Source organism: Bacillus sp. FSL E2-8887 (genome assembly GCF_038007205.1).
GTDB lineage: Bacteria > Bacillota > Bacilli > Bacillales > Bacillaceae_G > Bacillus_A > Bacillus_A mycoides.
Genome location: NZ_JBBOWS010000001.1, coordinates 1,504,685 through 1,521,485, shown reverse-complemented (window position 1 = coordinate 1,521,485; position 16,801 = coordinate 1,504,685). Strand labels below are relative to the sequence as shown.

Here is a 16,801-nt window from a genome sequence, read left to right as displayed (position 1 = left end):
TATAGGACGCGGTTCTTTTCATTGTCAACATGTTTTTAGAAAAAAATTAAAATTCATTCTATTCACTAGAAATCTATTTATTTTTTCTCAAAACAAAATCGGAATGAACCTCTTACACATACTCATATATTACTTAAGTATGTTCGCATTACTACATAAAGAAAAACAACTTAAAAACATATAAAATTTATGAGGAGATGAGAAAACTATGTTAAAAGGAAAAATAGCATTAGTTACAGGAGCAAGCCGAGGAATTGGACGTGCTATCGCAAAACGGTTAGCAAACGACGGTGCATTAGTTGCTGTTCATTATGGAAATCGAAAAGAAGATGCTGAAGAAACTGTTCATGAAATTCAATCAAATGGCGGATTAGCTTTTTCTATCGGTGCAAATCTTGAATCTTTACACGGTGTAGACAACCTGTATATTTCTTTAGATAACGAATTACAAAAAAGAACTGGTGGAACACAATTTGATATTTTAATAAACAACGCTGGAATCGGTCCTGGTGCTTTTATTGAAGAAACGACTGAACAATTTTTTGATAGAATGGTTTCAGTAAATGCAAAAGCACCATTCTTTATCATTCAACAAGCACTACCACGTTTACGTGATAATAGCCGAATTATTAATATTTCATCAGCTGCCACCCGCATTTCTTTGCCTGATTTCGTTGCATATAGTATGACGAAAGGTGCAATTAACACGATGACTTTCACGCTTGCAAAACAACTCGGAGCACGAGGAATAACAGTAAATGCAATACTTCCAGGCTTTATTAAAACAGATATGAACGCAGAACTATTGAGCGATCCAATGATGAAACAGTACGCTACTACTATTTCCGCCTTCAATCGCTTAGGTCAAGTAGAAGATATTGCCGATACTGCTGCTTTTCTTGCTTCTCCAGACAGCCGCTGGGTTACTGGACAATTAATTGATGTTAGCGGAGGATCTTGTTTATAAAAAACATATATTTTCAAATCTTTTTTATTGCGCAATAAAACAATTTATATAATACTATATAAAACATATACATTTAGGAGGATTACAGCAATGTCCGAAAAAACATACGAACTCGCAACCTTCGCAGGTGGTTGCTTTTGGTGCATGGTAAAACCATTTGATGAACTTCCTGGTATTCATAAAGTACTTTCTGGCTATGCAGGTGGTCATATAGAAAATCCAACATATGAACAAGTAAAAGCTGGAACATCTGGCCATTTAGAAGTCGTTCAAATCACATTCGATCCTTCTATTTTCCCGTATCAAAAATTACTAAATTTATATTGGCCACAAATCGATCCGACTGATGATGGCGGACAATTTTTTGACCGTGGTCCCTCTTACCGCACAGCAATTTTTTATCATAATGAAACACAAAAAGAGCTTGCAGAAAAATCGAAGCAAACGCTAGCAGAAAGCGGTATATTTAAAGATCCTATTGTGACTGAAATTCTTCCTGTTGCACCTTTTTATGAAGCAGAAGAGTACCACCAACATTTCTATAAAAAGAATCCAGAGAAATATGCTAACGAGCAAAAAGAATCTGGCCGTGAAGACTTTATAAAAGAAAATTGGCAAAAATAATAATAAAAATGCATCGTACCTTTTAAGTACGATGCATTTTTATCTTTGAAAAAAGTACCATACAATGATGAGAACAACCGCTGTTAATGTCCAAAGTGCTATTTCATTTTTCACTCTACTCTTTTTCTTAGTCATTTCCTCTCCACCTAATAGCAATACAACGTATTCAAGATTTCCTCTGTTTAATTGTCCACCTTATATACGTGAATACATCCTTACAAATTCTTATAACAAAACCACCGACGATTCCGATTGCAATTGAAATTACTAACATCTGTACAAAACTAAGAGTAGTTGTGTATGTTATGTAGATAACAATGCATACAAGTAAAACATCCGGTAAAGAAAGCAAAAACTTTTTAAGCATTTCTTCAGCTCTCCTATGCTTTATTTGTAATTTATACTTTCTACTGTAGCTTTGAAATAAAGTTTGTTCAAAAATTCCATTTAGACACTCATTTTATGGAAAAAGAATAAGAACCTCTTTTAAAAAGGGATTCTTATCTACATATCCTATTCCATAATTACTCCTAAACTAGAATAATATTACTAGTGATTTGTTGTGAATTAACTATTTGCCAGGCAATCGGATGTTACGCCAGCTACCTACATCGCATTGACCGTATGTATTATCACCTACTGCTACCACCGTGCCATCAGATGTAAGGCCGACGGTATGTGCACACCCCGCCGCTATCGCTACAATATCGCGCCAATCGCTTACATTACATTGACCATACTCATTTGAACCCATTGCTACTACAGTACCATCCGATTCCAGACCGATTGTATGATTACTCCCTGCCGCTATCGCTACAATATCGCGCCAATCGCTTACATCACATTGCCCCCGTTTATTATTACCCACAGCCGTCACCATACCGTCAGATGTAATACCAACTGTATGAAGATATCCCGCCGCTATCGCCACAATATCACGCCAGCTACTTACATTGCATTGGCCAAATCGATTATTACCCACAGTCGTCACAGTTCCGTCCAATTTAAGACCGACTGTATGCCAGTCACCCGCCGTGACCGCCACAATATCTCTCCAGCCGCTTATATTGCATTCTTCTTCTTTATTTCGCCCCACCGCTATTACCGTTCCATCCGGTTTAAGACCAATAGTACGACGCCACCCTGCCGCAACCGCTACAACATTATGCCAATCATTTACATCACATTGTTCATGCTTATTCCAACCCACAGCTACCACAGTACTGTCACATGCAAGACCGATTGTATGTGCATTACCCGTGTTCGTCGCCATATGAACATTACCCGCTGCGACTGCTTCAATATCACACCAGCTGCTTACATTGCATTCTCCTTCTTTATTTCGCCCCACTGCTACCGCTGTGCCATCCGATTTAAGACCAACAGTATGACCACGCCCCGCCGCTATCGTATCTTTAGGCCATCGTTTCATTTTTAATATCTCTTCTTTCGGTGAAATGTAATTCATGTTTTACCTCCTTCAAAATAAGCAACTGTATCCAAATAGATATTTTTATCTAATTTCATTATAAATGACCCGACTTTTTTTATAAATTTACAGCTATAAAAGAAGCCTATTACTACTTCTTCAAAAAATAAAAACCTCCAGTTTAAATACTAGAGGTTTTTTCTTTATTTCTTCAATCGTTCAATAAAATCATTCAATTTATCAAGAGATTTCATATTCTGATTACAAGCTACACCATCTTTACAAATATAGTTTCCCTTTTTAACGAAAGTTCCTTGTACATCACCTTTAATTTCAACTAAAAACATCCCTAATTCTTCATGTCCATGACATAATGAACAAATGCTCTTTTTATTTAAACTTTGGAACGTTCCTTGCAGACCAACAAACTTATTTTTATCATTTTTCGCTATAATAAATTTCCTGCTTGACCCTTTATCAATCCAGCTTAAATAAGATAATTCTTTCATGTCCAGTTCTTCCATATCAGGAAGTTTTAATTTTTTCGCTTTAGGAAATAATTTTTTTAATGTTTGCGCTGTAACTTCCTGAAACGGAATGACATACGGATTTATTTTCAGTAAAAACGATTCTGCATCTTCTCTATTTTGAACTGTTAATACCGTATCAATTAACTCTTTCTGTTCATCTGTTAAATTTTCAAATACATGTATTATTTTTTCAATCGCAAGTGATTTTAACGCTTGAATTACACTTCTATCATTTGCCGTTGCGTGCCCATTTGCTAAAATATAAGCTTGTGATTTTATAAAATTATATTGATCACTTCTAATAAAAGCTTCCATCTTTATCACTCCATACAAATTGTTGATCTAGTCTTATTGTATACAATGATTCAGCTTTTTGATATGTAAAAGATAACTTAGAAATGAACATTACATACTCTGACTATGTTCTACCGAGGCATTTCCTGACAAAAGAAACCATCATCTGTTTTCCATTCTGCATATAATACATCTTCAAATTTAGTAATCCCTTTTTGCTTTATTTGTTTATAAAGCCATCCTTCATCAAAACCTGCTTCCCTCAAATTATCTTTCACTACTTTTCCATCACTAATTAATGAAATCGGTAAGTATACAGGTTTATGTTTTAAACTTAAATCATTTCTAGTAGGAGATTCATATTTGCTTTTCTTCAGAACACTTATGTTTCCATTAGGTTCCAAAATCATATATTCAACTTCTCGGATTGAAAATATATCTTTTTGTTGTCTTAGCATTTGTTGTAGTTGATTAATATCCAAATGATTTGAACTTAGTTGTTCCCGGTCAATATATCCATTACGGATAATGATTGACGGAGAGCCTTCAAAAAAACTTCTCGTCCCTCTAAATTTTTGCGTTATCACTTCTATTGTATAAATTAACACTACCCATACAAGTACTGCATATAAAATAGACCATACTTTTATTTCCGGATCATATATAGTATTTCCTACTAATTCTCCGAGAACTATGGCAGAAATAAAATCAAATGGCGTTAACTGAGATATTTGTGTCTTCCCTAATATTTTAGTAGCAATCAATAGCACAAAAAAACCAAAAAATAGTTCTATCGTTATTTGTCCTAGATGATTCATATATGCTCACCTTTCTGCTTTTCACTCAAATGCTCTATATTCTATTTAGTAAAAAGCCGGCACATTTTTTCTATTATCTTGCCCATTCATATCCAATAGATACAAAACAAAAAGAGTCTAGTTCAATTTAATAATTGAACTAGACTCTTTTATTTTCATTTAGAATACACAATCTTTTTAATCGTTTCTCCGGAAAGAAAATGCTCCTCCGCAAGTTGATGAATGGAAATTCCACTTTTAAACGCTTCTTTAATAGCTTTGTTTCTTTCATCTAGTTGTTTTCTTCCTCCAGATTGTGTACCCCATTTATAATGTTTTGTTTCTTGTTTTGGAATGTAAATTGTTTCACCTTGTATATACTTTTGAATTTCAGCAATTAAACTTTCTGGTAAAACCGTCGCAGCTTTAACGTATTTCATTTCTGCTCGCCCCTTATTTTTTATGGTTCATTTCAATAAGGTGCAAAGCCAAATATAAAAAATGATACGAGCTCATTTAGGCGATTGTATATTACTTGTCTACCCCACGCAAAGTATCGCCATTTCCATACTTGGCTTTGCATGAGACGCTGCAGTGTCTGGCAATTGAATTATAATCGCCATATAAACACCTCCTAATATACCTTTTGCATTTTATTATATGATAAATTTCTTCCCCTTGCATCCACATCCTTTTTAAAGCACGAAGTTACTTAGTTTGATATAATACTTTTTAGTCCAATCCAAAAGTATAGTGAGGTTGCGTTATGAAAAAGAATATTATCATTACAATCGTTACATTATTCATTATTACTGTAGCATTATTCGGAACATACAAATTGATGAACGCAAGAAGTTTTCAATTGTTTGGAGGTTTAACAAACCGAGTAGAAACAAATGAAAAAGTGATTGCTTTAACTTTTGATGATGGTCCTACTAACAATGTAAAACAAATATTACCGCTACTAGATCGATACAATGCAAAAGCTACTTTCTTTTTAATCGGAAACGAACTAGAGAAAAACCTATCGTTAGGAGAAGATATCGTACAATCTGGACACCAAATTGGAAACCATACATACTCTCATAACAGAATGGTTTTCAAAACTCCTTCTTTTATTAAAGAAGAAATAGAAAAAACGAACTCGATAATCCGTCAAACAGGATATACAGATAAAATTGATTTTAGACCACCTAACGGTAAAAAGCTAATTGGGCTGCCCTATTATTTAAATAAAAACAATATCGAAACAATCACATGGGACTTTGAACCTGATACTTTTTATACATCTACAGCTGATAAAATTGAATATGTTAGTAAAAATGTAAAACCAGGTTCTATCATTTTATTACACTCTATGTATGATGAGTCTAATGAAAATTTACAGACCATTGAAGGTATTTTAGACTCTTTATCTAAGAAGGGCTATCAGTTCGTAACAGTAAACGAATTACAAAAAAGAGCAAAATAAAAAGGTAGCGTATCATATCTCGATACGCTACCTTTCTTTTATATAATTCCAAGCACATTTAGGAATACGATAATAATCGCAATTGGTGCAATATAGCGAAGTAAGAATAACCATAATACGAATAGTTTATAGCCTTTATTTTTACTTACACCAAGCTCTTTCATTAATACATCTTTCTTCATTTTTAAAGGGACAAAGATGGAAACTAATAAAACACCAAGTGGCATTAGTATGTTACTAACCGCATAGTCTGCTAAATCAAAAATTGTTTTCCCAAATGGTTTCACATCACTTAACAAACCGAACGATAAGGCTGATGGAACCCCTACAACAAAGATTAACAAGCCAACAATTAATGCCATTTTTTCACGTTTCCCTTTACTTTTACCTTTAGTTGTTAAAGACGCAACACTAATTTCTAACATCGAAATTGCTGATGTAATAGTAGCAAAGAAGAATAGTAATAAGAAAACAATGAAGAATAATTTTCCGAACGCCATTTTACTGAAAATAGCTGGCAGTACGATAAATAATAGTCCAGGTCCTTGAGATGGTTCCATTCCAAATGCGAATACAACTGGGAAAATTGCTAGTCCTGCAAGTAATGTAATCACAAGCGTTAAAGCTACGATAGAAAATGCTGAACGCGGTAAACTTTCTTCTTTCGGTAAGTACGAGCTATACGTTACCATAACGGCTACACCGACGGATAGCGAGAAGAACGATTGCCCCATTGCATATAAAATGATTTCTGACGTTACGTTTGAGAAATCAGGTTGTAAGAAGAATCGAACTCCTTCTCCAGCACCGTCTAAAGTAAGTGCACGAACAATTAGTACAAAGAATAATACGAATAATGCTGGCATGAAATATTTATTTACTTTTTCAACACCATTTTGTACACCTTTACTTACGATAAAAATAGTAATAAGGATGAATAATAGCTGTGATCCAACTGCTAAATATGGATTGGAAATGATTTCACCAAACGTAGCTTCGTATGCCCCATTTCCTTCCCATAGTCTACCTGTAATTGCATTCCATAAATATAGTAAAATCCATCCCCCTACAACACTGTAGAAAGAAAGTAGTATGAAACAAGTTACAATCCCTAATTTACCTAACCAAGGCCATAGTGTTTTTGGTGCGATTTCGCTATACGCCTCAACGGCCTCTTTTTGTGTACTTCTTCCGATAACGAATTCAGCTAATAATAGCGGTAAACCAATTAATAATGTGAAACCGATGAAAATAAGGAAGAACGCGCCGCCTCCTCCAATTCCGGCCATATACGGGAACTTCCAAATCGCTCCAAGACCAATCGCTGAACCTGCTGCAGCTAATACGAAACCTAATTTCGATGTCCATTGCTGTGAATTCATTTGTTAATCTCCTCTCTTTATCTTTATCTTTTTCTGTTTTACAATCCGGTATTTATATTGTTCTATCCATACTCTTTTCTAATACGTTCACTTCCTCCCTAATAAAAAACGTCCCTACGTAAATACGTAGGGACGACAAAAATATCGCGGTACCACCCTAGTTGTGAAGATACACCAAAGTTAGGACCTAAATAAAAAACGTCCCTACGCAAATACGTAGGGACGATAAAATATCGCGGTACCACCCTAGTTATGAAGCCACACCAAAATTAGGACCTAAATAAAAAACGTCCCTACGTAAATACGTAGGGACGATAAATATCGCGGTACCACCCTAGTTGTGAAACAATCTTCACCACTTTATTTGATAACGGTATAAACTACCGTCTTTCATTTCCTCATAATGTGAGATTTATGAAAGATGCTCCAGGACGAACTTCATGAATAATCTATATACTGATTCACACCAACCATCAGCTCTCTGAAATAGGGAGATATTCACTACTATACCCTTTCATTGCCCAAATATTATTTTCCGAATTGATTACTATCATTTTTATCATACATTAAAAATAGTGTCAACTTATATTTTAAAATTTTATGCATTACATTCTATTTAAAGATTCAAAATATGACTTTTGTATGAATAGTATTAGAACATTTATGGTTTATACTGTATTAACTTCTCTAGCAGGTTTATAGTAGTATACGATAAATGCAAGACAGCACGAGTAGGAGGAAAGAATTTTGTCTACTTCAAAAGTTTTAAAAGGTACCGCTTTATTAAGTGGTGCAACAATGATTTCACGAATTTTAGGTTTTATATACTTTTTCCCCTTTCAATTATTAGTTGGAACGCAAGGGGTCGCTTTATATGGATACGCATACTCTTGGTACGGTATTTTATTAAGCTTTTCAACAGCTGGTATTCCTATTGCCGTCTCAAAATTTGTTGCAAAACATAATGCACTTGGTGATTATAGTACAAGTAAAAAATTGTATAACTCGAGCGTAAAATTAATGATGTTTATGGGCTTTTTAGGATTTTTAACTTTATTTATTGGAGCACCGTACATATCACAATTTATTATTCGCTCGAAAACACCAGATCCACAATTTATCGCAGACGTAACACTTACAATGCGAGCATTAAGCTTCGCGCTTATTATCGTACCAGCTATGAGTGTTACACGTGGTTATTTCCAAGGTTTTCAACATATGAAACCAAGTGCTGTTTCTCAAGTCGTAGAACAAATCGCACGTGTCGTTTTCATTTTAGTTGGTAGTTTTATCGTCTCAAAACTATTAGGAGGTTCAGTAGCTTCTTCTGTTGCAGTTGCTACATTTGGTGCTGTTATCGGGGCACTTGCAAGCGTCTCTATTTTAATGATGTACTGGAAAAAATATAATGGATTAAAACCTCCTGAAGGTGAGCTGAAAACGAGATCATCAAACATTCCGTTAAGAAGTATTTATATGGAATTACTACGTTATGCAATTCCAATTGTATTTGTAGGCATTGCAATCCCGCTCTATACGTTAGTAGATCAATATACCGTAGCTGATGTCCTTAGAGCAATGGGAGAACCTTTAGAAACTGCGAATGCAGTTTTCGCTTATATAACGAACTATGCCCAAAAGTTAATTATGATTCCGGCTTCACTTGCAACTGGATTCTCATTAACAATTATTCCGGCTATAACGAAATCATTTACAAGCGGGAAGCTAGATGAATTACAAGGACAAATTTCAAAGATATTTCAAGTGTTGTTATTCTTCACTATCCCAGCCGCATTCGGTCTTGCTAGTATCGCTTACGATGCATTCCGCATGGTTTATGTAAATCCTGAAATTGCACTTGGTGGATCACAATATTTAATTTCATTTGCACCTTCTGCTGTATTAAGTGCAATTTTCACAGTTTCAGCCGCTATATTACAAGGAATTGATTATCAAAGAAAAACAATGATCGCATTCTCAGCCGGTATTCTCGTTAAAATTGTGGTGAACACACCGCTCTTACATTTATTCGGTGGACATGGTGCTGTACTTGGAACAATTCTTGGATATCTCGTTTCAAATATTATTATGTTGTACTGCATCGTTAAGTTTGCGAAATTTAAAATTGGCGAAACAGCAAAAACAGTATTTCTTATTACGATTTACTCCGCAGCAATGTCTGCTGTTGTAATTGCATTAAGAGCAATTATAAGCTGGATTATTCCTGGACAATCTTATATAGAATCACTGATCATTGTGTTTATATGCGCCACAGCAGGAGGACTTGTTTATCTTTTATTCGTATTAACGAGTGGACTTGCTTCGCATATTCTCGGTGATAGGATTCAACGATTACCTATACTAGGAAAGTTAGTAAAATAAAAAAACAAGAGATGTAACTCATTGTTACATCTCTTGTTTTTTTATTTCGCATATTGAATACGCTTTTGTTGTTCAGCGATATTTAACTCCGGAGCATATTGTTCTACTAAATGTAATACCTCTTCAATTAGCACTTCTAACTCCTGTACACTATACTCCGGTTTCCCTATCAACGTATTCGCCATACGCTCATATAAATTTTCAGGTTTAATACTCATTCGTCCCACATTATATGGCATCCATTTAAACGCAGGATGGTGCACGTACATTCTATTCAAACCGAATAAAACACCGAATAAATCCCTTTGTACTTCACAAATAACATCATAAAGCATAAGCCAGTCTTTTCGTTTTAAAAGCGCCTCTCGATTATGCCAACGATTGCTTAACCAAAGGTTTTCTGAAATCATCCTTTTCGCCAGTTCTTCTGGAAATGCTTCAACTCTATCTTTTAGAGCATGTACTTTTACTTCTCCATACAAACTCACACCATCATGAACCGATGATACAATACATTGTTTCTCATAATTTATATCATACTGCTCTATAACTTCTGAAATAATTTTTTCTACTGTCAATGTTAAAAAGTTACTAATCTCTAGTTTAATTCCTTCTTTCGTCAAATACGTTTCCGACCATTCTTCGTCCTCGTAAGGATGATATGACAAAATCGTTCCACCAATATTATTAATTGGACCTAGACGCTCTTCATCCTCTGGTGGTTCTGACCATAAAATATGTAATTCAATATCTGAATGTTCATCTTCTAACTTTCTCGCTACAGAGCCTGCTAAAATAATAGCTTCGACTTTCTGGTTTTGCCTATAAATCTCCGACATCTCTATCGCTTTCTCTTTTAATCCCATTGCATTTCCCCCTAAAACTGCAGTACTCCCCTTACTTTTCATTTATCTATTTCGATATTAAACATTATATTACCTTTTCAAATTTCCACTAAATCATATTTCTACCCAATAACGCTGAACAATTTCGCCAGAATTAGAAGAAACTACTTCATTTTCTAGCACACCGCCAACCTTTTGAATCGTTTTAGCCGAACCAATATTAGCTTTATCACAAGTTATTAACACTTTCTTCAACCCTAACCTTTGCGCTTCACTTAATGCAAGTTTCAATTGTTTTGTCGCGTAACCTAGGCGACGTTTATTCGGATGGATACTATAACCGATATGACCGCTTTCCAGCAATAATTCTGGATTTAATCGATGTCTAATATTCACAAAACCGATAAGTTCTCCTTTTTCAAAACTTAAAAACTGACTAGATGGCACTCGATTTGCTTGTAAGTTTTCTCCTACTTCTTGTATACTCACTTTTTCAAACCATTTATCAAGAGAAGCAAAATTTTGTAGAGAACTACTACCGTGTGGTTGTTCATCAGCATGTAAAAACACCTCCCGATATTCCATAATTTGTTCACTATATTCATTTGTTGGTTTTAATAGTTTCATTGCGCTTCCCCTCTCTTAATAACCTACAACAAACCCCTTAATAGCTCTATTTCACCATTAAGGGGTTTCTATCATTTTCATTCAAATAATCCCATACTCAAATAACGTTCCCCTGTATCAGGTGCAATACATAAAACCTTTTTACCAGCACCTAAACGCTTCGCTATCATTATTGCGGCGTAAACAGAAGCTCCTGAAGATGGCCCTACTAGTAATCCTTCTTGTCTTGCCAAGTTCCTCATTGTAGTTAATGCCTCTTCATCTGCAATTTGCATAATTTCGTTATACACTTCTGTATTTAAGTTTTTGGGAATAAACCCTGGGCTTGTTCCGACTAGTTTATGAGGGCCTGGAACACCACCAGATAACACTGGTGATCCTTTCGGTTCTACTACGGCAATATATAAGTTTGGTAGTTTCTCTTTTAACGTTTCACCGGTCCCTGTAATTGTTCCGCCTGTTCCTGCGGTTGCTACAAATGCATCAAGTTCTCCATCCATTTGTTCATAAATTTCAAGTGCAGTCGTATAACGATGAATATTCGGATTTGCTGGGTTTTCAAATTGCTGCGGAATAAAACTATTTGGAATTTCTTTTTGTAACTCTACCGCCTTCGCAATTGCTCCTGGCATTCTTTGTTCTGCTGGTGTTAAAACTACTTCTGCTCCGTATGCTTTCAATAAATTAATACGCTCTTTGGACATATTATCTGGCATAATTAAAATAGCTTTATATCCTTTAGCAGCTGCATTCATCGCTAAGCCAATTCCTGTATTTCCACTTGTCGGTTCAATAATTGTATCACCCGGCTTAATGAGGCCGTGTTCCTCGGCAATATGAATTAAGTTATAGGCAGCACGATCTTTCACACTGCGTGACGGATTAAACATTTCCAGTTTTACATACACATCCGCTGCGTCCTCTGGAATAAATTTAGATAATCGAACGACAGGTGTATTTCCTATTAATTCTGTAACGTTTTCACATACTTTCATAGCGCATCCCCTATTCTATCGTTTTCTTATCATTTGGCAGTAACAATGAAGTAAGTCCAATTAATGGTAAACCACTACATAATAGCATAATAAATTGAAGACTATACATATCAGCTAATTTCCCAAGGACTACAGCACCTAATGCTCCAAGACCAAACGCAAGACCGACAATTAATCCTGACACCATTCCAACTTTCCCTGGAACAAGTTCTTGAGCATATACAACGATTACACTAAAACTACTAGAGCTAATAAATCCAATGCATAAAAATAACGGTACAACCCACATAAGAGAAACGTGAGGTAACAATAGTGCAAGCGGCGCTGAACCGAGCATCGAAAAGACAATAATCTTTTTCTTACCGAATCGATCCGCTAGCGGACCACCAAAGAAAGTACCTAATACACCAGCAATCATAAAAGCGAAGACGAAATACTGTGCATTTTTTATAGATAAACCGTAATGCTCTATTAAATAAAATTGATAGAAATTCCCGATACCAGCACCGTACCAAGAACGTACGAATGTTAGAAAAACAAGAAGTATAATAACAAATTTAATGTGCGTACTTACAATCGCATTTTCAGCCTCAAGTGCAGCCCTCTTTTTCCTTCTTACAGCACCAGTGGCTAATTCATTTTTATACCAATTTGATACGAAAATTAGTAATACAATTCCAACTGCTGCAAAGGCTGTAAAACCTAAAGAACCAATTTGACCGAGCGGAACGAAAATTAATGCTGTAAAAATAGGTGCTAGAGAATTCCCTGTATTTCCCCCCACTTGATAAATCGCTTGTGCTAAACCTCGTTTTGCACCGGCTGCCATGTAAGCAACACGAGCGCCCTCCGGATGAAAGACCGCGGAACCTAATCCAATAAATAAAACAGAAATAATAACAACTATAAAGTTCGGTGCAAATGCGAGTCCAATCATCCCAAGCATACTCGAAAACATACCGAGCGGTAATAAAAATGGTGACGGCTTCTTATCTGAATACATCCCAAAAACCGGCTGCATAATCGATGACGTCATATTTAACGCAAACGCAATCCACCCTACTTGCATATAGGATAAATTCATCGTTTTTTCCAAAATAGGAAACAACGCTGGCACAACTGCTTGCATCGAATCATTCAAAAAATGTCCGAAACTAATCGCAAATAATATTCGATATATCGTCGGTGTTTCTACTGTATTTTTTTGTGAAACTGCCTGCATATGTGTATTTCTCCTTCCTGTACAAAATATATATTTATTACAGTTAGTTTGAGACTCCCACGACTAAAGTCGCAAGCCCGAATCCTTACGGAATTACGGGTGGGATTCTTGAATGACTAAACGTTCGCAGTCCATTTCTGTTTTGAACAGCCTTCAAGATGAGGGCATCTCATTGCCCCTCCTAAACCAGACCATATAGGTGCTTAGGCTGATTGACTGTTACCATCAATCACAGTTGCGTAGCGAATATTCATCGCCCCAACGATGTCACGGTGTGTCTCAAACCCACATTGACACTTGTACTTTCTGTCTTGTGCCCTGTTCTTTTCAGCGCATTTCGGACAGCTTTGACTTGTATAAGCTGGATTCACATATTCAACCTGAATATCAGCTAATATCGCTTTATATTCAATAAATTTTGACAAACGATAGAATGACCAAGTGTGTAGGTTTTTTTCGTTTTTACGGCTTGTTCTTGCCGTCTGTCTTATATTCGTTAATTGTTCTAATCGAATGACAGAAATATGATTTGCAATCGCAAAATTAATGATTTCACGACTTATTTTATGATCTTTATCTTGCATCCATCTTTGTTCTTTATCATCCAATCGCCGAATAGCATTCACTTTTTTGGCTTTTCCTAATTTCTTACGAATACACCGAAACTTACGCTTCTTACATTTGTTTTGCCTACCATTTCCAAAAAAACGAATCTTATCATCCTCTGTGATTGCTACTGCGGGGACCTTGAGACCTAAGTCTACTCCTAAAATTTTCGTTCCTGTCCTTTTATTTGTAGGAAGTGTGACAGATATTTGGGCTATCCACTTATTCGATTTCTTTGTGATGCGAAGTGTGCCTAATTTATGTTTTAATAGATTCAGATTGCGATTGTTTTTATCGCTTAATAAAGCTCGGATTTTTACACGAGTCGACTTTCCATTTACCTTAAACGGAATTGAAATATGAGTGGCGTCAAACAAATAATTTTGATTGTTCCATATACAAACAGGCCTCTTTAAAATCGGAATGATTTTATAATTGCTTTTCTTTACTTTTGTAGCAAACAAACTTTTCGCGTCTTTGATTGCTTGATTCTTCACCGTACTTGGAATATTTGCTTCGATATCTTTTGTGCTTTTTTTCGTACTTTTCTTTGCTTTAACCATTTCTGATACAAGTGTATTTATAACTTTGATATATTCGTGACTACTTTGTTCTAATAAACGGATTTGCTCTTTTGTTGGAATCAATTTCACTTTCACTGTTAGGGTCTGTGACATACGTTTCATCCCCTTGTTTTTTGATTTTCAACATCGTTCATTTGATACATTTCTAGCAATAGAAACAAAATAAGAACGTGTCCATAAACTTTACAACTACATGAGGTGAGGAGATTTTCCTCTCAAACACTTTGAAACGTACTTCTATCATCGTTGATTCTAGTTACAATGTATCATTTACTTTCGAAAAATTACAACAAAAAGACTCGAAGAAACTACCTATACTTTGGATACTTAAAGTACCACGAACCTTGCGATTTTCAGTGGCACTCCGTATCCAACCTCACTTTCATCCCATGCCTAAAGGCGATGGGCTTTCTCGTTCGGAAAGGGCTGCAATAAATTTAGACTTTAATCAGAATAAATTCTGAGTTTTGAAACATTTCTATTCTATACTGGTTTCATTTCTTTTTCCAGAAATTCAACTTCTAAAAAAATATATTTTTTCTATGTGCTTTGTCGGATGTATTCATATGAACTCTTTGTATTTTCTTTTATACTAAGGCAGGACGAAAGGAAGGCTTGCAATTATGAAGAAAAAGACGATCCTAAAACATATTAGGATCGCCTTTTTTTATTAAATAGAAAAACGCTTATATTTCTCATAATCACTCGTCTTACATTCTAGTGCCATTTTCGTACCTTCGTTTTCATAACTCGTAGATAAAACGTGTGCATGATTGTTGAAATACGAAACTACCTGCCCTTGATCATACGGAATTAACATTTCACACGTCGTATACTCTTTATAAATGTGTGAGCGAACTACTTCTACAAGCTCTTTAATTCCAACATGTTTCTTCGCAGATAGATAAACGCGATCTTCTTGCACTTTCGGAATTTCAACATCTACCAAATCTGATTTGTTATATGCATAAATCGTCGGGATATTTTCCACGCCAATTTTCTTTAACGTTTCATTTGTAATATCAATTAATTGCTCATAATTGGGATTTGAGTAATCTACAACGTGAATAAGTAAATCTGCTTCCGCCACTTCCTCTAGCGTTGAACGGAATGCTTTCACAAGATGATGCGGTAATTTACTTACAAATCCAACAGTATCCGTTAATAAAAATGATTTATTATCCGGCAAATCAATATTTCGTACAGATGTCTCTAACGTCGCAAATAACATATCTTTTTCAAATACTTGTTTTTCTACAGTACCATTAAAAATTTCAAGCATTGTATTCATTATCGTTGATTTACCTGCATTCGTATATCCTACTAATGATACAACTGGCATTTCATTTTTCTTACGTTGTTTACGCTGCGTTTGACGCTGTGCAACAAGTGCCTCTAATTCTTTATTTAGAGCTGCAATTTGTTCTTCAATTTTACGACGGTCTAATTCCAACTTCTTCTCACCGACACCTTTATTTTTCGTGCCAACTCCCCCGCTCTGTCTTCCTAACGATTCACGAAGACCGATTAAGCGAGGCATCATGTACTGAAGATGGGCCACTTCTACTTGCAACTGCGCTTCTTTCGTTTTCGCACGCTGCGCAAAAATATCCAAAATTAAAATGGTACGATCAATTACTTTACAATCTAAATCCTCTTCTAAATTTCGAATTTGTGAAGGAGATAATTCGTCATTAAAGATGACCATATTTGCATCTGCTTCTTTCACATACGCTGCTACTTCTTCAATCTTCCCTTTTCCAATATAATGCGACGGATTTACTCGTTGTAAATTTTGCGTCACTTGGCCGATTACTTCCACATCACAAGCTTCCGTAAGACTTGCTAACTCTTCCATCGAATATGCAAAATCAGCTTCCTTACCTAAATTTACTCCAACTAATATTGCTCTTTGTAATAATTCTTCCATATATTTATTCCTCCATTTCGATTACGCAAAATAAAAAACACAGGTCACTGCCTGTGTTTTTGTAAACGGATAAGGGTTCACCAAAGAAATAGAAGAAAGCAGTGCTTTCGTCCTAT

Annotated in this window: 16 protein-coding genes and 1 other annotated feature; of the genes, 4 read left to right on the top strand and 12 right to left on the bottom strand. The window is 35.5% G+C overall.

Going from position 1 to position 16,801, the window contains the following annotated elements; genetic code table 11:
• Positions 1–208 precede the first annotated feature (208 nt).
• Both NSQ08_RS07670 and msrA read left to right on the top strand, forming a co-directional pair.
• Positions 209–967: an SDR family oxidoreductase gene (locus tag NSQ08_RS07670; RefSeq protein ID WP_002135605.1), complete on the top strand. Its 759-nt coding sequence runs from the start codon at positions 209–211 to the stop codon at positions 965–967.
• Positions 968–1,057: 90 nt separating this feature from the next.
• Positions 1,058–1,591, top strand: a complete 534-nt coding sequence (gene msrA, locus NSQ08_RS07665) for a peptide-methionine (S)-S-oxide reductase MsrA (protein WP_340773171.1) — start codon at positions 1,058–1,060, stop codon at positions 1,589–1,591.
• 166 nt (positions 1,592–1,757) lie between these two features.
• On the opposite strand, the gene NSQ08_RS07660 is transcribed toward msrA, so the two are convergent.
• The 5 genes from NSQ08_RS07660 to NSQ08_RS07640 form a co-directional block, all read right to left on the bottom strand.
• On the bottom strand, positions 1,758–1,958 hold the full coding sequence (locus tag NSQ08_RS07660) for a hypothetical protein (RefSeq protein ID WP_002141267.1): 201 nt from the start codon (positions 1,956–1,958) through the stop codon (positions 1,758–1,760).
• 204 nt (positions 1,959–2,162) lie between these two features.
• Complete coding sequence (locus tag NSQ08_RS07655) at positions 2,163–3,059, bottom strand: RCC1 domain-containing protein (RefSeq protein ID WP_340773166.1); 897 nt, start codon at positions 3,057–3,059, stop codon at positions 2,163–2,165.
• 164 nt (positions 3,060–3,223) lie between these two features.
• Positions 3,224–3,865: a FusB/FusC family EF-G-binding protein gene (locus NSQ08_RS07650; protein WP_340773164.1), complete on the bottom strand. Its 642-nt coding sequence runs from the start codon at positions 3,863–3,865 to the stop codon at positions 3,224–3,226.
• Between the two features lie 110 nt (positions 3,866–3,975).
• On the bottom strand, positions 3,976–4,662 hold the full coding sequence (locus tag NSQ08_RS07645; RefSeq protein ID WP_002135596.1) for a DUF421 domain-containing protein: 687 nt from the start codon (positions 4,660–4,662) through the stop codon (positions 3,976–3,978).
• Between the two features lie 155 nt (positions 4,663–4,817).
• A complete protein-coding gene (locus NSQ08_RS07640; RefSeq protein WP_002012161.1) occupies positions 4,818–5,081 on the bottom strand; it encodes a CD3324 family protein in 264 nt (87 codons plus the stop codon).
• Positions 5,082–5,407: 326 nt separating this feature from the next.
• Here NSQ08_RS07640 and NSQ08_RS07635 point away from each other — a divergent pair, with 326 nt between their 5' ends.
• The gene (locus NSQ08_RS07635) at positions 5,408–6,112 is read left to right on the top strand and encodes a polysaccharide deacetylase family protein (protein WP_340773152.1); all 705 of its coding nucleotides are present in this window, start codon (positions 5,408–5,410) and stop codon (positions 6,110–6,112) included.
• 38 nt (positions 6,113–6,150) lie between these two features.
• Here the strand turns inward: NSQ08_RS07635 and NSQ08_RS07630 are convergent, their stop codons facing one another.
• Positions 6,151–7,494, bottom strand: coding sequence for a sodium-dependent transporter (locus NSQ08_RS07630; protein ID WP_061675714.1), 1,344 nt, complete (start codon positions 7,492–7,494; stop codon positions 6,151–6,153).
• Between the two features lie 304 nt (positions 7,495–7,798).
• Positions 7,799–8,021, bottom strand: a binding site (T-box leader).
• 220 nt (positions 8,022–8,241) lie between these two features.
• On the opposite strand from NSQ08_RS07630, the gene NSQ08_RS07625 reads away from it, so the two are divergent.
• Complete coding sequence (locus NSQ08_RS07625; protein ID WP_340773147.1) at positions 8,242–9,876, top strand: putative polysaccharide biosynthesis protein; 1,635 nt, start codon at positions 8,242–8,244, stop codon at positions 9,874–9,876.
• A 41-nt stretch (positions 9,877–9,917) separates the two neighbouring features.
• On the opposite strand, the gene NSQ08_RS07620 is transcribed toward NSQ08_RS07625, so the two are convergent.
• The 6 genes from NSQ08_RS07620 to hflX form a co-directional block, all read right to left on the bottom strand.
• Positions 9,918–10,742: a DUF4037 domain-containing protein gene (locus tag NSQ08_RS07620; RefSeq protein WP_340773144.1), complete on the bottom strand. Its 825-nt coding sequence runs from the start codon at positions 10,740–10,742 to the stop codon at positions 9,918–9,920.
• A 93-nt stretch (positions 10,743–10,835) separates the two neighbouring features.
• Complete coding sequence (locus NSQ08_RS07615) at positions 10,836–11,348, bottom strand: GNAT family N-acetyltransferase (protein ID WP_340773141.1); 513 nt, start codon at positions 11,346–11,348, stop codon at positions 10,836–10,838.
• A 77-nt stretch (positions 11,349–11,425) separates the two neighbouring features.
• Positions 11,426–12,343, bottom strand: coding sequence for a cysteine synthase A (cysK, locus tag NSQ08_RS07610; RefSeq protein ID WP_340773139.1), 918 nt, complete (start codon positions 12,341–12,343; stop codon positions 11,426–11,428).
• Positions 12,344–12,353: 10 nt separating this feature from the next.
• Positions 12,354–13,565 (bottom strand): MFS transporter, encoded by a 1,212-nt coding sequence (locus tag NSQ08_RS07605; protein ID WP_002012170.1) that lies wholly within the window; start codon positions 13,563–13,565, stop codon positions 12,354–12,356.
• 203 nt (positions 13,566–13,768) lie between these two features.
• Entirely contained in the window at positions 13,769–14,848 is a 1,080-nt protein-coding gene (locus NSQ08_RS07600; RefSeq protein ID WP_340773136.1) for a transposase, read from the bottom strand.
• A 577-nt stretch (positions 14,849–15,425) separates the two neighbouring features.
• Complete coding sequence (hflX, locus tag NSQ08_RS07595; RefSeq protein WP_340773134.1) at positions 15,426–16,685, bottom strand: GTPase HflX; 1,260 nt, start codon at positions 16,683–16,685, stop codon at positions 15,426–15,428.
• Positions 16,686–16,801: the final 116 nt, after the last annotated feature.